This window comes from Bacteroidota bacterium, assembly GCA_018831055.1.
In the GTDB taxonomy this organism is placed as follows: domain Bacteria; phylum Bacteroidota; class Bacteroidia; order Bacteroidales; family B18-G4; genus M55B132.
Genome location: JAHJRE010000052.1, coordinates 1 through 17,375, shown reverse-complemented (window position 1 = coordinate 17,375; position 17,375 = coordinate 1). Strand labels below are relative to the sequence as shown.

General features: G+C 45.6%; 11 protein-coding genes. 6 read left to right on the top strand and 5 right to left on the bottom strand.

The window, feature by feature from the left end:
• The 3 genes from KKA81_03255 to KKA81_03245 form a co-directional block, all read left to right on the top strand.
• The coding region (locus KKA81_03255) for a hypothetical protein (GenBank protein ID MBU2649927.1) at window positions 1-226 on the top strand (226 nt) is incomplete at its 5' end.
• A gap of 214 nt (window positions 227-440) precedes the next feature.
• Entirely contained in the window at window positions 441-1,646 is a 1,206-nt protein-coding gene (locus tag KKA81_03250) for a DEAD/DEAH box helicase (GenBank protein MBU2649926.1), read from the top strand.
• Window positions 1,647-1,790: 144 nt separating this feature from the next.
• Window positions 1,791-2,795 carry a T9SS type A sorting domain-containing protein gene (locus tag KKA81_03245; protein ID MBU2649925.1) on the top strand — a complete coding sequence of 335 codons (1,005 nt, stop codon included), beginning with the start codon at window positions 1,791-1,793 and terminating at the stop codon, window positions 2,793-2,795.
• A gap of 24 nt (window positions 2,796-2,819) precedes the next feature.
• On the opposite strand, the gene KKA81_03240 is transcribed toward KKA81_03245, so the two are convergent.
• The gene (locus KKA81_03240) at window positions 2,820-4,286 is read right to left on the bottom strand and encodes a TlpA family protein disulfide reductase (protein MBU2649924.1); all 1,467 of its coding nucleotides are present in this window, start codon (window positions 4,284-4,286) and stop codon (window positions 2,820-2,822) included.
• A 289-nt stretch (window positions 4,287-4,575) separates the two neighbouring features.
• On the opposite strand from KKA81_03240, the gene KKA81_03235 reads away from it, so the two are divergent.
• The gene (locus KKA81_03235) at window positions 4,576-5,979 is read left to right on the top strand and encodes an amidophosphoribosyltransferase (GenBank protein MBU2649923.1); all 1,404 of its coding nucleotides are present in this window, start codon (window positions 4,576-4,578) and stop codon (window positions 5,977-5,979) included.
• A gap of 46 nt (window positions 5,980-6,025) precedes the next feature.
• Window positions 6,026-9,427: a DUF5110 domain-containing protein gene (locus tag KKA81_03230; protein ID MBU2649922.1), complete on the top strand. Its 3,402-nt coding sequence runs from the start codon at window positions 6,026-6,028 to the stop codon at window positions 9,425-9,427.
• Window positions 9,428-9,451: 24 nt separating this feature from the next.
• Here KKA81_03230 and KKA81_03225 read toward each other — a convergent pair whose 3' ends face one another.
• The 3 genes from KKA81_03225 to KKA81_03215 are packed head-to-tail and all read right to left on the bottom strand — an operon-like array spanning window position 9,452 to window position 12,485.
• A complete protein-coding gene (locus tag KKA81_03225) occupies window positions 9,452-10,381 on the bottom strand; it encodes a lysophospholipid acyltransferase family protein (protein ID MBU2649921.1) in 930 nt (309 codons plus the stop codon).
• A gap of 9 nt (window positions 10,382-10,390) precedes the next feature.
• Complete coding sequence (locus KKA81_03220; protein ID MBU2649920.1) at window positions 10,391-12,184, bottom strand: non-ribosomal peptide synthetase; 1,794 nt, start codon at window positions 12,182-12,184, stop codon at window positions 10,391-10,393.
• Window positions 12,185-12,212: 28 nt separating this feature from the next.
• Window positions 12,213-12,485, bottom strand: a complete 273-nt coding sequence (locus KKA81_03215; protein ID MBU2649919.1) for a hypothetical protein — start codon at window positions 12,483-12,485, stop codon at window positions 12,213-12,215.
• Between the two features lie 653 nt (window positions 12,486-13,138).
• Here KKA81_03215 and KKA81_03210 point away from each other — a divergent pair.
• Window positions 13,139-15,517, top strand: a complete 2,379-nt coding sequence (locus KKA81_03210) for a TonB-dependent receptor (protein MBU2649918.1) — start codon at window positions 13,139-13,141, stop codon at window positions 15,515-15,517.
• 2 nt (window positions 15,518-15,519) lie between these two features.
• Here KKA81_03210 and KKA81_03205 read toward each other — a convergent pair.
• The coding region (locus tag KKA81_03205; GenBank protein ID MBU2649917.1) for a T9SS type A sorting domain-containing protein at window positions 15,520-17,375 on the bottom strand (1,856 nt) is incomplete at its 5' end.

Below are 17,375 nucleotides of genomic sequence, written 5' to 3'. Positions count from 1 at the left end.
GAAGGGTTGCGAAAACCTTGCCGTGGGTATAAATCAGAGTTTCCTGGCAGTATTTTTAGCTATCCTGATTCCTTCCACCGTGTCTATACTGCTCGTTTATGGCCTGCACAGTCTGCGGGGTACGCCGGAGCCGTTTTATTCAACATTGCCTACTTTGTTCCTGATCCTGCCGTCCACTGCGGTATGGGCAGTTTTGAAACGACGGAGATTTAACAGAAAGCATTGATCATAATATTTAATGAGTATCGGGAATGATTAATATCAAGTTAACTGATCTATGTTTACAGGCTGCAGGTTGCAGGTTACAGGGTACAGGCAGTGTGGGTGTGGGTGATGAGTTGTCGCTTGCAACCTGTAGCCTGTAACTTTGTGTTAATGTTTCCCGATACTCATATAATATTTATTACATTTGCAGCAGCTTACATCTTATCTTATAACGCTTGAAATTTTCAGAATTTAATCTTGATCCCGGCCTACAGGAAGGCATAGATGCCTTTGGTTTCGAGAATGCTACGCCGGTGCAGGAAAAGGCTATCCCAGTCATACTGGAAGGAAAGGATATCATTGCCTCAGCTCAGACGGGCACGGGAAAAACTGCGGCCTTCCTGCTGCCTGTAATCGACGGCATCATACGCTCAGGCCATGAAGACCGCATCCAGGCGCTGATCATCGTTCCCACCCGGGAGCTGGCCATGCAGATCGACCAGCAACTGGAGGGACTGTCCTATTATACACCTGTTAGCTCCATCGCTGTTTATGGAGGTACGGATGGTAAATCGTTTATAAACGAAAAGATCGCCCTCACCCAGGGCGCCGCGATCGTAATCGGAACACCCGGTCGTCTCCTGGCTCACCTCAATATGGATTACGTGAAGCTCAACAATTTGAAATATCTTATCCTGGATGAAGCCGATCGCATGCTTGATATGGGCTTCTTTGAGGATATCATGCGTATCATCTCCCATATTCCTGAAAAAAGACAAAACCTGCTGTTTTCCGCTACTATGCCCCCGAAGATCAGGGAACTGGCAAAAAAAGTGCTGCATGACCCCCTGGAAATCAGTATCGCTATCTCAAAGCCGGTTGATAAAGTTTTACAGGTTGCTTATGTTATGTACGACCGGCAAAAGGTCGATCTTGCCAGATACCTCCTGCAAGGGAAAGAACTCAGAAGTATCCTGATCTTTTGCTCCACCAAAAGCAGTGTGAAACAACTGAACCGTGAACTTAAGAATGCAGGGATGGCCAGCGAGGAAATTCATTCCGACCTTGAACAGTCAGAAAGGGAGAAAGTCCTGAGAGAATTCCGCAGCCGGAAAATCAGCATACTTGTTGCTACTGATGTACTTTCCCGTGGAATTGATATCGAAGATATCGATCTGGTGATCAACTATGATGTTCCCGGGGATGCAGAAGACTATATCCACCGTATTGGCCGCACTGCCAGAGCCGAAGCGGAAGGCGTGGCCATCACTTTCATTGGAGAAAAAGAGCAAAGGAAGTTTTCCGATATTGAAAGACTCCTTGGAAATGAGGTGATGAAACTCAGACTTCCTGCACACCTGGGAGAAACGCCTCCATACAATCCCGGCAAAGCAGGCCATTTCTCAAGAAATAGAGTTTATCACAAGAAAAGAAAGAAATAAGCTTTCTGAAATGAACTTTCCTGGCATCAATATTTCGCGGGAAATTATATATTGACATTCCCGATGTATTGTTGTATTTTTATGCCCAGTGAAGGATTAATTCCTGTTTTGTTTAATTTTATTTAAACACCAAAACCCAAAATCATGAAAAGAGTACTTAATTCATTTTGTTTTTTCCTGGTTTATCTGATTTTATTTTCAGTAAATGTACAATCACAGGTTATATATAAATACACTTTGAGCAATAGCTTTTCCGGTAGCGGTGGCGGGGCTCCCGATCTTATACAGATACCTAATAATTCAGGACTTACCGGTGATTTTGTCACCAGGACAGTGCCGGTCACAACATGTGAGCAGGGTGGGGATGCCAAGGGATATTTTTTTGAGGATGACGCAGGCCTTCAGTTTAACAGCCCTAACGGTTTTATAGACAACCAATACTCTCTGTCAATGATTTTCCAGTTCGACGAGTTTATTAGCCCGCCATCATGGGTCAGGGTTTTAAGCTTTACCCACATTGACGACCATGGGATCTATATCAAACTGACCAATCCACCATTAAACGGTACCCTGGAATTCTGGCCAAACGGAACGGTAGGAACCATTGATTTTTTTAATACAGCAGATTTTTATCAGTTGATCCTGGTAAGGCAAACGGATAATCTTGTAAAAATTTTTATCAACGGCAGTGAATTTGATACCTATGATGATGCCGTAACGATGGAATACATACCCCATCCGCCTGACAATTTCCTGATTTTCTTCCGTGACCATCCCTCTGTTTTGGCTAATGAAGCTTCGCCGGGTTTTGTGTCCAATATTGAAATTACCAACATTGCCTGGACCCCTCAGGAAATTCAGGCCAAATGGAATGAATTTTGCGCTTCACTCCTTTCTGTTCCCGAAAACCAGTCGAAAGACTGGAAAATATGGCCCAATCCCGTAAGTGAAAATTTATATTTAAACCTGACATACGAAGACGATGGCACCCTGATCAGGATTTTTGACGTCGCCGGAAGGCTTCTTTATGAATCTGTGACTAGCCTGAGATCACCTGTAGTTGATGTTAAGCGTTTTGATCCTGGGCTATACTATTTGTTTGTTACTCAAAAAGGTAATAAACAAACATTCCGTTTCTCCAAACAGTAAAATCTGATGTCACCCGGGAAATAATTATAACAGCTCTTCTATCTTAGCTGCAATGGTTTTTACTTCACTGGGCCTTGCTGCATTGGTATCGACTACCATGCCTTCCTTGTCGAAAAGCATGTACCTGGGAATATACCGGATACTGAACCTGTTCCGGTAAACATCTTCCCTGATGCCGGGATTGACCAGGTAATGGTCACCGGTGATCTCCAGGATTTTAATGTATTTCTCCCAGGCTAACGAATCCTGGTCGGATGAAATATAAACAAAGGCTACGTCTTTATCCTTCATTGCTTCCTGGAGTTCAAGCGAGAAAGGCATTTCCCCCCGACAGGGACCACACCAGCTTGCCCAGAAATCCAGATACACTACTTTCCCCTTGTAATTCTTAAGCAAATCATCAAAAGTAAAACCTGAATAGGGTTTGCGGTTCAGGTTCGTGAGGAAAGCCTTTTCAGGCATGGGCCGGTTTAAAGCCTCTGTTGTTGCCATATATTGAGAGTCAATCTGAGCAATTACCTCTGTGTTGTCCAGGATTTGTTCCAGGATTGCCCGGTTTTTACGGTAAAATGTGGTATCATACCTTTCCAGGCGGCCTTTGAACTGATAAGCAGTGATATACTCCCTGCTAAAACCTTTGTAATTATCAGCTATCAAAGCAAAAGTGAGTGAATCTTTGTTGTCTACCGAATCGTAAAGCGCTTTGTTAAATCCCCTCAGACCATTCAAATAAAACATCAGGAAATAAGTATATCCGTCGGTTTCTGGCTTCAGGACGTTTTCATCCATGTTTATGAAGCCATGGTACCGGTTTAAAAAATTCTGCGTTAAACCGATATTATTGTAATCCCTTTCGTTATTGGGCAAATGAGCATAGATGTAATCGGGGTATCTCAGCGCCTGATCCAGGATACACATGGATTTGTGATGTGCGGCGAAGTCTGGTGAAACGGGAAATTCTTTGCTGTAAGTGTCAAGGTTATTCATTTTTACCTCATAAAGACTATCTGCAAATTTAACATAGGCATCCGGATCGAGAGACTCGGTTTTTATGTTTATGATGCTGTCCATCACGGTATTATCGTCAAAAAGCAGATAACGGGCTGCCAGGAAATTGTTTTCATTGGCACGGGTCCCGGAATATCTGAGCGTTTCGTCAAACTGTTTCGTGTCAAGGGTCAGATACAGCGAATCCCCGGGCTCCAGGTAAATCTTCGTTGTTTCGTTATTGTCGCTGAAGCGCCCTATTGATGGTTTGTCAAGATTGAACTTTATGATGAAGCTCCCATCATCTCCTAAGGGTTCAAATTGATTGATCACTTCATTTCCCCATTTATCGCTAAAAATTACCCCGGCCTTAATACCGGTGGGGTCGGTGATCTTTCCGGCGACGATGGTTATAATTTCCTTTTGCCTGTTCAGTGAATCGCATGAGGCCAATAATACCAATGTGGCCAGTACCAGGAAATACAAAGCATGGTGTTTTCTCATATTGAATTGGGTGTTAAAATGTCTGATTTTATTTGGATATTCAGATGCAAACATAATATTTTTTATAAGCATCGGGAAACATTGATAAAAAGTTACAGGCTGCAGGTTTCAAGTTACAACTCGTCACTCATCACCCACACCCACACTCCCTGCATCCTGCATCCTGCAGCCATGAAGCAACTACCCCGATATTATTCCTTCCTGATACTCATTGTTTCTTTCATTTTCAGGTTTTTTATTAACAAATCATTTATTTGCGGATAAAAACCTTAGTTTTAAAACAAAAATAATGGGCGGTTTTTTTGCTACCATTTCGTGTAAGGACTGTGTCTCCGATCTGTACTATGGCACAGATTATCATTCCCATCTGGGTACCCGGAGGGGAGGGATGGCCGTATATAATGGAAAAGGCTTCAAGCGGAGCATTCACAGCCTGGAGAATTCTTATTTCCGGACAAAGTTTGAATCCGAGTTAAATGAGTTTAACGGAAAGAGTGGGATAGGGGTGATCAGTGATTTTGAGTCACAACCCATCATCGTGCAATCCCATTTGGGTGATTTTGCTGTAGTTACAGTGGGTAAGATCTTTAACCTGGAGGAGCTTACCCGCAGAGCGCTTCGCAGGCATCATCATTTTTCGGAGATCAGCCCGGAAGGTACCAACCCCTCTGAACTCGTTGCCACCCTCATCGCAGAAGAGGAAAGTTTTGAAAAGGGAATAGAACATGTATACGACATGGTGAAAGGATCCTGTTCCATGCTTGTGCTTACCCGCAAAGGCATTTATGGTGCGCGCGACAAGCTGGGCCGAACGCCGGTCATCCTGGGAAAGAAAGAAGGAGCTTATGCCTTTTCCTCCGAGACAACGGCATTTTCAAACCTGGACTTTACGGTAGAGAGAGACCTGGGTCCGGGAGAAATAGTCTTTATAACGGCTGACGGCTACGAACAAAGGAAAAAGCCTTACCCCAACATGCAGATATGTGCCTTCCTGTGGGTATATTACGGTTATCCGAGTTCCTCCTATGAAGGTATAAACGTGGAGGAATGCCGTTATCGCTGTGGCGCAGCATTAGCCAGGAATGACAATGTGAAAGCAGATTTCGTCTCCGGTATCCCCGATTCAGGGATCGCTCATGCCATAGGTTATTCCAACCAGAAACAAATTCCCTACAAAAGGGCTTATATAAAATACACTCCCACCTGGCCCCGCAGTTTTATGCCCCAGAACCAGGCAACCCGCGACCTGGTAGCCAAAATGAAGCTGATTCCGGTGAAAGCCCTTATTGAAGGGAAAAAGATCGTTTTTTGCGACGATTCCATCGTTCGTGGTACTCAATTTAAAGAAAACGTTGCTATCCTCTTTGAATATGGTGCCGCGGAAATTCACGTCCGCCCCGCCTGCCCAACCCTGATCTACCCCTGCGATTTCCTGAACTTCAGCCGCTCAAGGTCAACCCTCGATCTGGCCGGCAGAAAAGCTATTAAAGATATCGAAGGGGCGGAAGATAAACACCTCGAGGAATTCGCTACTCCGGGTACGGAACGTTATTATGCCATGATAGAAAATATCCGCAAAAGAATTGGTGTTACCACCCTCCAATACCAGAAACTCGAAGACCTCCTGGAGGCCATCGGCCTCCCTAAAGAAAGAGTTTGTACTCATTGCTGGGAAGGGAAGAGTTTTTTTTAGGGTTTTGCGTACCTTTACTTAAACAGTTGAATATAAAATTCCCGCTATGAAAACATTCATCAAACCTCTGCTGACCTCCCTTCTTGCATCCCTTTCATTGCTGTCATTTCCGCAATGGGCACTTGATTTTAACGGAGAAGAAGACCATGTTGTCCTCAATGGCCAGGATTTTGCTCCCCCATGGACCATGGAAGTGAAAATCAATAAAAATGAAAGTGATAATTATCAGCATCTACTTACCAGCACCGATGGTAACAGCGGCATCAGGAATGAACAGTGGTGGGGTACCAAAGTAGGGTTCACACGATCGGGTGTGGCTGACTACTATTTTAACTATGTCCTCCCTATTGGACAATGGATCCATCTTGCTATGGTGAATGATGGAACTTCCACAACACTGTTTGTGGATGGGGTAAATAAGGGCAGTGTGAGCGCTTCCATCAATTTCCCCATGAAATGGATCAGCAAACCCAATACGGAAGCATCCATGAAAGCAAAGATCGATGAACTCCGTATCTGGAACACCAGCCTCAGTCAGACTGTCATCCAGCAATATATGAACCAGTCCGTTGATCCCGGGCATCCTGATTATGACAACCTTCAGCATTATTACCAGTTCGAGGAAGGATCGGGTAATATCTGCCACGATTCGAAAGGAACACTTGACGGCACTATTTATGGCGCTACCTGGTATACCGAAACAGACCACGATGTTGGAATCATCAAACTGGTAGAACCGGAGCGTAATCCTGATAACTATTCTTCCTCGGAAGTACTCACCGTCAGGATTAAAAACTATGGACTGATGGATATTACGGAGGATTTCGATGTATCCTACGAACTTAACGGGTCTTTGCCGGTTACCCTTACAGTGCAGGCCAGCCAGAATACACTTGCTTCCAACGAAACCATCGATGTGAGCTTTGATCCTGTTGATATGAATGCTTCAGGCACTTATCATTTCGAATTCTATACTTCATACAGCCAGGATGAAAATCCCGCCAATGATACCCTTACGGAAGACCTGGTTTGTAACTCTCATCTTCTCGGTAACATATCCGGTTTTGAACAGGATGGAGTTACTTTCCTGATCACCTGTGGCAGCGACAAAGTCCGGGTTATCTTTTACAAGGATGATATGTTCAGGATCTGGTTAGGCCCCAACGGGAACTTTTCCAATCCTGCCGGCGACCAGATCGTGGTGAGCTATGAATTCCCCCCGATTGAGGTTACCTGGGCCGATTCCATGGATTATTACATCATGAATACCGATGATCTTTCCCTTCGGGCGTATAAATCCCCTTTGCGTTTTGAGCTGTTCAAAGCCGATAATACTACCCTGATCTGGGAAGAGGAGACACCTTTGGATTATGGAACACGCACCTTCCAGTACCTTAACCGCCGGCAGGATGAGTATTTTTATGGTTGCGGTATGCAAAACGGATCTTTTTCGCACCGCGACCGTAAAGTCAGGATTTCAAAGGAGATATCACACTGGGACGACGGAGCTGTACCCAACCCGGTTCCATTTTATATGAGCACGGCCGGCTACGGGGCTTTCAGGAATACATTCGCTAAAGGGGAGTACGACTTCCTGGAAACAACGGGTACTTCACATGATGAGCAACGGTTCGACTGTTTCTATTTTTACGGGCCTTCTCTTAAAGAGATCCTGAATGGTTACACCGGGCTGACCGGAAGGCCTGTATTACCTCCCAGGTGGGGCTTATCGCTGGGTGACGCCGATTGCTATAACGACGAAGGGCAGACCACTCCGGATGTGATCGCTGAGATTGCTGATGTTTACCGCGAGAAAGACCTTCCCGGTGGCTGGATCCTTCCCAACGATGGCTACGGCTGCGGTTATGTGAAGCTGGATTCTGTGGTACAGGAGATTGCTGAAAGGGGATTCCGTACCGGGCTATGGACGGAAAGCGGCCTCGGACAATTGCCCTGGGAGGTTGGAACCGCCGGTATCCGGGCTTATAAGCTCGATGTGGCATGGGTCGGATCAGGATACCAGTATGCCCTCAATGCCTGCAAACAAGCCTATGAGGGCATAGAATCCCATTGCGATGGAAGGGGCTTTGTCTGGTCGGTATGTGGCTGGGCCGGCACACAAAGGTACTCGGTGGTTTGGTCGGGCGACCAGTCGGGAAGCTGGGAGTTTATCCGTTTTCATATACCTACCATCATAGGTTCGGGACTTTCTGGCTATAATCTGGCTTCAAGCGACCTCGACGGGATCTTCGGAGGCAGCTCATCAACTTATGTGCGTGACCTGCAATGGAAAACCTTCATCCCCGTCTTCTACGCTATGTCGGGATGGGCTGCCAGTAACAAACAACCCTGGGTGTACGGCAATACTATTACGGATATCAATCGTAAGTACCTGAAACTTAAAATGCGGCTCACTCCATACATGTATTCATACTGCCATGAGGCATATCAAACCGGGGTTCCTGCGGTTCGTGCCATGGTACTGGAATTCCCCGATGATCCTGTCACCAGGGATGAAACAACCCGATACCAGTTCATGAGCGGAGAATGGATGCTGGTTGCTCCTGTTTATACCAGCAGTACCCAACGCGATAGTATTTACTTGCCTCAGGGACGTTGGATAGATTACTGGGACGGAACAGTTCATGACGGCCCTTTGTTCCTGAATGATTATGAAGCTCCCTTTGATAAATTGCCTGTTTTTGTAAGGTCCGGTGCGATCATCCCAATGTACCCCGAAATGCTTTACGATGGACAGAAACCGGTTGATACCCTTACCCTCGATATTTATCCCGATGGATTATCAACTTTCACCTTGTATGAAGATGACGGACTGACCCGGGAGCACCGTAACGGAGCTTATGCGGAAACTCAAATCCTCTGTGACGCTCCGCCATTTGGAGTCCCCGGCATGGTAACACTGGAAATCGGACCTGCTATAGGTGACTATGAAGGGAAACCCGCAGAACGCGCTTGGTGGTGCGAAGTACACTATCCATTATATCCGGGCAGCGTGATGCTCAGCTTTGAAGAATTGACAGAGTATTTCTCCCTGGAAGACCTTATAGCATCGGAAAAGGGCTACTTTTACGATCCTCTTGCGGAAGGTGGGATGGTATACGTCAAAACGTCCCACCTAAGTGCGGAAGATACACAGGTCATCATTGTTGATTTTGTTTACTCCACCGGCGAACACGATCCGAACGATGGTATCCGTATTTTCCCCAATCCGGCAAAGGATTTGATTTATTTGGAAACCGAACTCGAAGAGGAATCCCGTGTGAACGTATACGACAGCACCGGTAAAGAAATCATGGAGGCAATATCCATACCTGCCGGAAATCAAAAAACGAAGATTGTTCTGTCAAATACTGAAAACGGATTTTATTTCATTGGAATAACCTCAGGGGGGAAAAGGAAGATGCATAAAGTGATTTTTTCAAAGTAGCAGGCAAATTGTGTGGAGGTGGTTTTATCCAGCCTCCACCTGTCGTATATGCACATCCACAAAACCTCCATTGACATATTGGGGTTTTTTTCTCCATTTTCTTTCCAGGAGAGCGGCGTATTGTTGTACGATAAGTTTCAGTTTTTCCTCATGTTCCATAGCATCGTTCCCGCAATCCAATGCTTCATGGAATTCGACCAGCACCTTTCCCTTTTTCAAGGGAAGGATAAAAACAGGTACCAGGGCAGCGCCTGAACTGAGTGCAAGCTCGGCAAAACTGGCTCTGAATCCACGCATCTTGCCCAGAAATGGCAGAGAAAAGCTGGAACGGCCATGCTGTCCGTCGCCCAGTATATGCAAAATCCCTCCCGATTCGAGCACTTCCCGGGCCTTCATCAGTATCCTGAACATATCGGATGAGGAACCCCTTTTGACTAACAGGAGGTTGGGACGGCTGTCGGCACGGATGCCCGAAAACTTCATGGTTTCCGGGCCTTTTTCTCCCAGAATGGAATAAAAATCCCTGTAGCCTATCCTGGGAAATAAGGATAGTGAAAAACCCGGGAAACCAAAATGGCTGCCGATTACAACAACTCCTTTGCCCAATGAATACTGTTTCAGGAAATGGTCCAGTCCTGAGAATTTAACATACTTCCGGTATGCCCTGTTTCCCAGGTGCGTTAGTGATGATGTCCGCCACCCATGCAGGAAATTTACTGTAAGAAATTCCGTTGCCGCCCGGCGTTTGTCCTGCTTGTCCTTTATCTGTTCCAGGAATTCGTTAAATGCCGGCAACCTTTTTTTGAAAAACTCATCGTGGGCAAAGTCTGTGGCACAAAACCAGGAGATCAGACGGGAACCCCATCCGTATGGGATCACCTTCAATCCCTTGTCGGAATTGAAAAAGTCAGTTGCCTTTCTGACATTCCGCCGTTTGAGCAGGAACTTTATCATTTTGTAAAATTACTCTTCCTGCAAATATTTTGCAAGGCTTTCAATGTTGGGATTCATCAGGATAAGGTCGATATTGAGTTTCCTGGAGAACTTCCTTTCGACATCGTTAAATGCCACAAACAATCGTAAGGAATCGGTGCCAAGTTTCAGGAAATTGTCGGTAACGCCAATGGGCTGTATTTTGAGGGCATTCTCGAATATTTCCTGCAACTTCTTCTCTGTTTCATTTCTCGGATTCACCTTTTCTCCCTTGCCTTCCAGGATGTCCCAATCGGGTTTTGGCAAGGCTGCCCGGTCGGATTTACCTGATGCATTTTTTGGAAGAGTGTCCATTACGATAATATAGGATGGTACCATATAATCGGGAAGGATACGTGCCGCTTTTGCCCGGAGAAAATCTTTGTCAAGCTCTCCTTTTCCGCTGTAAACAACGTATGCCAGGATATGCGATACACCCTGCCTGTTTTCTTCAACCTTGCACAAGGCTTCTTTCACCTCTTCATTTACCATCAGGGTATTCTCAACCTCAGCCAGGTCGATGCGGTATCCCCGCAGTTTTACCATGGAATCCATTCTTCCGGTATGGACAAGGCAGTCGTTTTCCAGGAAATATCCTTTGTCGTAAGTCCGCAGGATCAGTATTCCCGGTTCGTTTTCATCCTTTGTGATATCTTTTACCGTCTGCTCCGGCCGTTTCCAGTAACCCGGTGTCAGATAACGGCTCTTTAAATAAATTTCTCCCGGGGAGTTTGCTTTACAGGGATTTCCTGAATCATCCAATACCAAAACATCCAGGTCTTCTACCGCGTATCCTACCGGTACCACATTGCTCCCAATGGGCGTATCGTATTTCATGACAAAGGCCCTTGACAGATAAGCTTCGGTGCTGGCCAGTATGTTGACCAGGAGAGTACTATGGTCAAAGACCTGCCTTGCTTTATCCACATCACTGCGGTACAGGGTTTCTCCTCCCAGGAAAAGCACCCTCAGATCGGGAAAACTTTGTTTTCTTGTAAGCGATGCCAGGAAATGTCGAAGAAAAGAAGGAAGCATCAGAGTTGTAGTAATCTTCTCCCGCTTGAACCATTCGCTGAATCCAAGAAAATTATCCTGTTTAACATTGAACATCTTCAGTTCGCAACCGTTGAGCAGGGCGCCCAGCAGGGGAAGGGCATGAGCTGAAAATCCGAACGACAGATAATAAGCAAAACGGTCTGCAGGTGAGATCGTGGCCAGGTCCGACAAACGTTTGATGAAATGCACCATGTTGGCATGTGTCTGGATCACGCCCTTGGGTTCGCCCGTTGATCCTGAGGTGTAGAGGATGATGGCATGGTCATCCGGATTAATATCCGGAAGCTCAGGATTATCAGAATATCCTTCGAAATCACCATCCGCCAGGATTACCTCTATATCATCCGATAAAGCGCTTGCCAGATCAAAATTCTGCGAATTGGTAATCAAAAACCTGCACCCTGCATCCTGGAGCATGAACCGGTTTCTTTCAGCCGGAAATCCAGTATCAAGCGGCAGATAGGCTTTTCCGGCCTTCAGTATGGCCAGGATGGCAATGACCTGTTCAGGGCAGTTTTCCATCATCACAGCAACGTTTCCTGGTCCCGGAACTGACCGTTCAATCAGATTTACAGCAAGATAGCCTGACAGCCGGTCGAGCATGGAATAACTCAATACCCGCTCACCGTAACGAAGGGCCGGGTAAGAAGGAAATACACGGGCAATATCCTGAAACCGTCCGTGAATAGTCGTTATGGGCAGGGTGATGGGTATGGGTTTCTTTTCCATGGCGCAAAGATGTTTTCCTTTTGTTGGTTTAGAATAAACCCATTAAACTTTGATTACCCCGGAACATCCAGTTTCCCTGGTCTTTGCCGTATTCTTCGCGTGGCTGATCGCAGGCTTGCATGGTGTACCTGCTCCCGATGATATCAATCAATTCCTGACTTTCCGTGGCAATGTAAATATCCTGAACCTCCTCCGTTTCACGGTGCATGATGCAAAGTTTGTGACGATCCATGGGTTGCATATTGCTTTTCAGATATGGAAAAAATTCCTGGAAAACAGCCTTAATATGAAAAAACTTCATCCTGAAAATGATTTTTGGTTACAGTATGCAAGATAATGATTTTTTGGGAAATTTCGTCTGAATACAGCATCTATGCCAACCGAGAGTTTTTTTTTCACATGTTGGATTCTAAATTTTTTCTAAATAAGAATTGGGCCTATACATTATTTTTATTAAATCTAAATTTGCCCTGTTATACATGCAATTTGAAAAGGGTTTTAAAAAAATCGATTATATGTTTATCTATCGCCGTTATTTCCTTGCTTACGGTAAATAACGCCCTTTTTATACATTCTCACCGTTTGCCTGATGGGTCGATTGTTACCCATGCCCACCCGTTTAAAAAATCATCCGATACGGATCCTTTTAAATCACACAGGCATAATCAGGGAGAGTATATGCTTATCCAGTTGCTTAAAATTTTATTGGTTTTTGTTGGCTTTCTTCTGGTTGTGTTTTTAATTCCATTTTCCCATTCACATATTTCTTGTGAGCGTATAATTTATGGTATATTTATTGTCTCCCATACTGAAAGCCGCGCTCCTCCATGTAATTTGTAACCTTCCCCTGTTTTGATTATGCAATGATTACCCGATATATCTATCGGGTACTATCCATAATCTATGCCATAAAATTTATCTTTTACTTACCCTAACTAATTTATACTGAATTAAATGAAAAGTAATTTGCATGCAATATTGTTATGTATTTTTATTACATACAACCTATCAGCACAAAATGAAAAGTCTGATTCTAATATCATCGGACATGTTGTATCGGAAGGGAAGCATATTCCCTTTGTGCATATCGTGGTTAAAGGCACCACCATAGGGACCTCCACTGATGAAACCGGTCATTACCAGCTTATTAATCTCAAACCGGGAGAGGTTGTCATCAAAGCTCATGCTGTTGGGCTGAAAGATCAGGAGGTTACGGTTGTCATTCAACCGGGAGAGACGAAGGAGGTAAAATTTGATCTTGAACCTGATATCATGGGTTTATCTGAAGTCGTGATTACCGGCGACCGCAACGATAAAAACCGTAAAGAATCGGCTCTCATTGTCAATACACTTACGCCAAAGCTTTTTACTGCGGTTGAGGCATTAAATGCCAGTGAGAGCCTGAATTATATTCCCGGTTTAAGAATGGAGAATAATTGCCAGAATTGCGGATTTAACCAGGTGAGGATGAATGGCCTGGAGGGCCCGTATTCCCAGATACTGATCAATAACCGGCCGGTTTTTAGCGGTCTTTTGGGTGTTTACGGTCTGGAGCTTTTTCCTGCAAATATGATTGAGAGGATAGAAGTGGTCAGGGGAGGAGGATCGGCTATGTATGGCAGCAATGCCATTGCAGGCACGATTAACCTTATCCTGAAAGACCCGGTTAACAATTCCTATGAGTTTGGCTCAACTGCCGGTTTGGAGGGCTATGGGATCAGTGGCTCCGGAAAACCTGCCAGTGATTATACCGTTCATGCCAATGCTTCGGTGATTTCCAATGACCTGAAGACAGGGATGGCATTGTATGGCTTTTACCGGAACCGCCAGCCTTTCGATGCCAATGATGATGGTTTCTCTGAATTACCCAGGATTGGAAATACAACATTCGGATCCAGAATATTCCACCGTTTCGGCTACCGCAGCAAACTTGCCCTCGATTTTTTCAATATCCAGGAAAAGCGCAGGGGTGGAGATAAGTTTGATTCACCACCTCATATGGCTGATATTGCGGAAGCAACCGGTCATAATATCCTTTCCGGCGCTTTGACTTACGAAAAATTCTTCAGGAAGACAGATTTGTTCACTGCCTATGTGGCTGCCGTGAACGTTAACAGGGATTCATATTATGGTGCGGAACAATCTTTAAAAGATTATGGTCTCACCGAAAGTTTCGCGTACAATGCAGGTGTGCAATATCATGCTTACCTTGGCCTTTCATCGATCACAGCCGGGGCGGAAACCAACGGAGAAACACTAAAGGATACAAAGCTTGGTTATCCGGATGTCGAGAGTGCCGTCCACCTGAACGATTCTGTGATATATATCCCTTATGTTGGGAACAGGATTATTGCCGATCAGATTACAAATACGATCGGCTTTTTCGCCCAGTATGAATTGAAACTTGAAAAATGGTTGTTCTCCCTCGGCGCACGCTTTGATTCTTATCAGATAAAAAACATGAACCAGAAAAACAGCGATAAAAGTGGTAATGTGTTCAGTCCCAGGATATCCGTGCTTTATGATATTTCCTCATCATTACAGGCCAGGGCAAGCGTTTCCAGCGGATACCGGGCTCCCCAGGTGTTTGATGAGGATCTGCATATCGAGACTTCCGGCTCAAGGCAGGTGATTCATCAAAACGACCCTGATCTCAAACAGGAAACCAGCAAAAGCGCAACCTTGTCATTAGATTATGGCAAACTTGCCGGAAAGGCAATGTTTAATGTGCTGTTAGAAGGATTTTATACCCGGCTTGATAATGCCTTTGTAAATGAATATGGCATACCCGATTCGGCAGGCGTCGTCATTTATACCCGGAAAAACGTTTCCAACGGTGCTATGGTTTATGGTGTAAATATCGAACTGAATATCTTCCTGGGAAGAATGCTGAATATTTACTCCGGTTTTACTACGCAGAAAAGCCAGTATGAAAAACCTCAGGATTTTGATTCCAAAGATTTTTTCAGGACACCGGAAAATTACGGTTTCCTCACTCTGGAATGGAAACCCGACAATAAGCTGGCTTTGTCTGCTTCCGGTATTTATACCGGGAAAATGAAAGTCCCTTATTTTGGTTATGATCAGCCGGATCCTGAAACAGGTATGCTGAAAACCAGTCCGGATTTCTTTGACATGGGACTGAAATTCAGTTACGACATCAAACTCAACGGGGCTTCTCTGCAAGTATTCGCCGGGGCTAAAAACATCCTGAATTCATACCAGGATGATTTTGACAGGGGAATAGACCGTGACCCTGGTTATATCTACGGGCCTATAACGCCAAGGTCCTTGTATGCAGGCTTCCGCATCGGTAATCTGATCGGGAAATAATATTACTGAACCAGGACTTCCTTGCTGACCAATACGGGTGAGGATTTACCATCGAGGAAATAAACCATGATATGGTATATGCCCCTGGTTTTAAGATCTTCGATCACAACCTCATTCGTGTTGGTTTTGCGTGAATAAACCAATCTGCCGTTCTGATCGGTGACCATGATCATGTTCATTTCCTTCTCGCTGGAGACCTTAAAGGTTCCATTGTTGGGATTTGGATAGATCTTTACCCTTCCCGATTCCGGTGAAGTCTCGTTAATACCGACGCAGTTGTCGACATAAATTGAGTCGCTTTCAGCGTTGGTGCAGGAATTGTTATCCGTAAAGGTGTATGTGATCACATTCCAGCCAATGGGTGCGGTTTGCGGGTCAAATAAACCCCCGGGACTTACACCGTCGCCACTGTAAATGCCACCTTCGGGCTGGGCAGTGAGCTGAACGGGAGGAACCCCAACATTGCAAAGCATTTCCGGCCATTCTCCCAGGGTGATTTCCGGCAGGGGATTCACTGCTATCATCACGGAATCACTAACAGTTTCGATCCCATCATTCACATCCACAAAGTACCAGGTTGTTTCCACCGGGGCAACGATGGGATTCTGTTCATCGGAGGTAAATCCTTCCGGCTGTGATGTCCAGGAATAAGTATAACTCCCTGATCCCCCGGATGGTAAACAGCTAAGCTGGCTGCTGTCGTTCTGGCAGATTTCCTCAGGAGCAGCCGATACGCTGACCGTCATAGGAGCTAACGGGAAGCTGAATGAGGCAATTTTAGTACCTTTCTGCGAGCTGCTGATGTTGTATTGCGTGGTAAACCAAAAGGTTGTGTTGTCGGCAGGGTCTACAGCCATGTTAGCATAATCGCCCCAACGCTCGCTGGAGGTCTGTGATGCTCCGCCTGCATGGATGGAAGTCTCTTCTATGTCCATGATACCCGAGGCAAGTGTATTTTCTGCTGCTGTTTGCCCTGTGTAACGGATACCGGGATACACCGTTGGGCTTGAAACCGAATAACCCAATGCAATCTCTTTGTTTTCGTTCATGGCAATACTGCCCATCCAGCGGCTCTCCGTCCCCACCGGAGCATAGGTTCCGTATTGCCTGACCTGCCAGTCGCCTCCAACGTATTCCAGTTCATACCAGCGTATTCCTGCACGGTCGGCTCCGTTCACATCAACGGTATGATTACAGACTATACGCTGTGAATCCCCGAAATTGCGGTATTGAGCGCGGTGCATTAAAACCTGTGGGATGGCATCCAGTTTCTGGGATGTACCGGGCTGGACAATATTCTCCCAGGATGAACCGAAATTGGCGTCGAATGAGGCTACGTTAAGGGTCTGAACCCGCTGGAACGTAGAAAGGTTCACATTGGCCCAGTTCACATCAAGCTCATATATCCATAGCTGATCGCTGTATCCCCAGGCATCATCGTTGATGGTGATGAACATCCCCGGTGTGCCGAATGGCGCATAAAAACCGTCGTTGTCAACAGGAAGTACACAATGGAACCCGCTGGCCGGCCTGTTGGGATTGTCGAATTGTACCATCCTGGGATTGGCGCCTCCGTTCAGCATTACACTGCGCTCGAAGGCATAAATATCGCTGCCTCCTGTGGTATTCGTACCCATATAATAGCCGTCACTCCATACCCCCAGTTTCATGTAATCAGGAAAACCATTCATCACGAACGACCAGCGATCCCATAACCCCGTGGGGTCACCGGTCTGGGAAACGGCAATCAGCATGTAATCCGGGTTGTTGTAGATTCCTGAGAACTCTGCCACCATCCACCGGCCTGCCTGTTCATCATAAAGGATCACCGGGTCGCCATCGTTATTGTTCGATCCCG

Bases quoted from the DNA above. Each gene is read 5' to 3' on its own strand.
- KKA81_03245 (MBU2649925.1), top strand. From the start codon at position 1,791: ATGAAAAGAGTACTTAATTCATTTTGTTTTTTCCTGGTTTATCTGATT.
- KKA81_03240 (MBU2649924.1), bottom strand. From the start codon at position 4,286: ATGAGAAAACACCATGCTTTGTATTTCCTGGTACTGGCCACATTGGTA.
- KKA81_03235 (MBU2649923.1), top strand. From the start codon at position 4,576: ATGGGCGGTTTTTTTGCTACCATTTCGTGTAAGGACTGTGTCTCCGAT.
- KKA81_03230 (MBU2649922.1), top strand. From the start codon at position 6,026: ATGAAAACATTCATCAAACCTCTGCTGACCTCCCTTCTTGCATCCCTT.
- KKA81_03225 (MBU2649921.1), bottom strand. From the start codon at position 10,381: ATGATAAAGTTCCTGCTCAAACGGCGGAATGTCAGAAAGGCAACTGAC.
- KKA81_03220 (MBU2649920.1), bottom strand. From the start codon at position 12,184: ATGGAAAAGAAACCCATACCCATCACCCTGCCCATAACGACTATTCAC.
- KKA81_03215 (MBU2649919.1), bottom strand. From the start codon at position 12,485: ATGAAGTTTTTTCATATTAAGGCTGTTTTCCAGGAATTTTTTCCATAT.
- KKA81_03210 (MBU2649918.1), top strand. From the start codon at position 13,139: ATGAAAAGTAATTTGCATGCAATATTGTTATGTATTTTTATTACATAC.